Genomic DNA, 1,664 nt, shown 5'->3' on the forward strand with positions numbered 1-1,664 from the left:
GGCCCAGAGTGTGTAAAAACCAGCCCAAGTATCGGCTGCGCGTAGCGCAGACGATACTTGGCTAGCCGGAACGCCTTGAAAGTCCTGCCATCGCTCTAATCCGCCCTTAAGGCCGTTAATAGCGCTTTACAGCCCCTTTTATCGGGCGCAATGGAGGCTTTTCAAGCCGCCAGCGCTTTTACAAGATTCTGCGTGCCGAGGATGTTCATTACCCGCTTCAAGTTATAAGCAAGCACGTTCAAACTCATTTCGGTGCTCACTCCGCCAAGCCGTCGCGTCAGAAAATGCGTTGCACCCATCCACTGCTTGAGAGTCCCGAAGGGGTGCTCGACGGTCTGCTTGCGGATGGTCATTACCTGCGGCGCGTTAGCCAGGCGGGCCTGCATTTCTTCCAGTACTGCCTCATGTTCCCAGCGCCGAATTTTTCGCTCTCTGGCCGGTGTGCATTGCGCCTTTATCGAGCAGGCCTGGCAGTTGGAGCGCCAGTAAACGTCCAGCTTCTTGCCCTTGTCGATGTAAGAGTTGCGCCAGATCAGCACTTGATTGGCGGGGCAGACGTACACATCGTTGTCCGCGTCGTAAACAAACTCGTCATTGCCGAAACGGCCATCAAATTTGGCCCGCGAGCTCAGCGTTTTTGGCACATAAGCTGTGATCCCTGCCTCGTGACAGGCCAGGATTTCTCCGCTTTTGTAATACCCGCGGTCCGCCACCACCGACAACGATTCGACTTGCATCACCTCACGGGCCTGCTGGGCCATCGAACTAAGTTGATCAAGGTCGTGACCCACATTGATCACCTCGTGCGCGACGATCAAATGGTGCTTGGTATCCACCGCGGTCTGTACGTTGTAACCCACGATACCTTTTCCCCCACTGCTCATCATTGAGCGCGCGTCCGGATCGGTCAGCGAAATTTGTTTGTCCGGGGATTCTTCAAGCTGTACCTCGATGGTCTGCAACGCCTTCATTTGCTCCTTCAATTTGGCGATCTTCTCCTCTAGGCCGCCTTTGGGGCCTGCAGTCTTGGGCTCTTCCCGATCAGCCGCATCCAGCCCCTTTAGATAAAGGGCAATGCTTGATTCAATCTCTTCCATCCGACGCTTCAGTTTGGCACTGGTGAAATTGCGATCGCGGTGATTGACCGCCTTGAATTTACTGCCATCGATGGCAACGAAATGCTCCGAGAAAAGCCCCAATTGTTGACACAGCACGACAAACTGCCGACAGACTCCTCGAATGCCCTTTGCGTTGTCTTTGCGAAAGTTGGCGATGGTCTTGAAATCCGGCATCAGGCGACCGGTCAACCACATCAGCTCGACGTTGCGCTGCGCCTCGCGCTCAAGGCGTCGGCTTGACTGGATACGGTTGAGATAGCCGTAGATGTAGATCTTCAGCATGACTGCAGGATGGTAGGCCGGTCGGCCCGTTTCAGCGGGGACAGCGCTTTCAAAACCCAAGGTGATCAGGTCGAGCTCATCCACAAAGACATCGACAACGCGCACCGGATTGGTGTCGCTGACGTAATCGTCGAGACTCTCGGGAAGCAAGGTACTTTGACCTCTGTGTTCACCTTGAATGAAGCGTTTCATGGGCAACCCTTGCAATGAAATCCTGGGGAATCATAGCAAAGGTTTACCTTGGGTTTTTACACAGTCTGGGCC

General features: G+C 54.4%; 1 protein-coding gene. It reads right to left on the minus strand.

All coding sequences use genetic code 11. The features are described from left to right. Nucleotides 1-161: 161 nt before the first annotated feature. Nucleotides 162-1,592 carry an IS1182 family transposase gene (locus QRN50_RS17185; protein WP_060409751.1) on the minus strand — a complete coding sequence of 477 codons (1,431 nt, stop codon included), beginning with the start codon at nt 1,590-1,592 and terminating at the stop codon, nt 162-164. Nucleotides 1,593-1,664 lie beyond the last annotated feature (72 nt).

The sequence above is a fragment of the Pseudomonas sp. MEJ108 genome (genome assembly GCF_030208985.1).
Lineage (GTDB): Bacteria > Pseudomonadota > Gammaproteobacteria > Pseudomonadales > Pseudomonadaceae > Aquipseudomonas > Aquipseudomonas fragariae.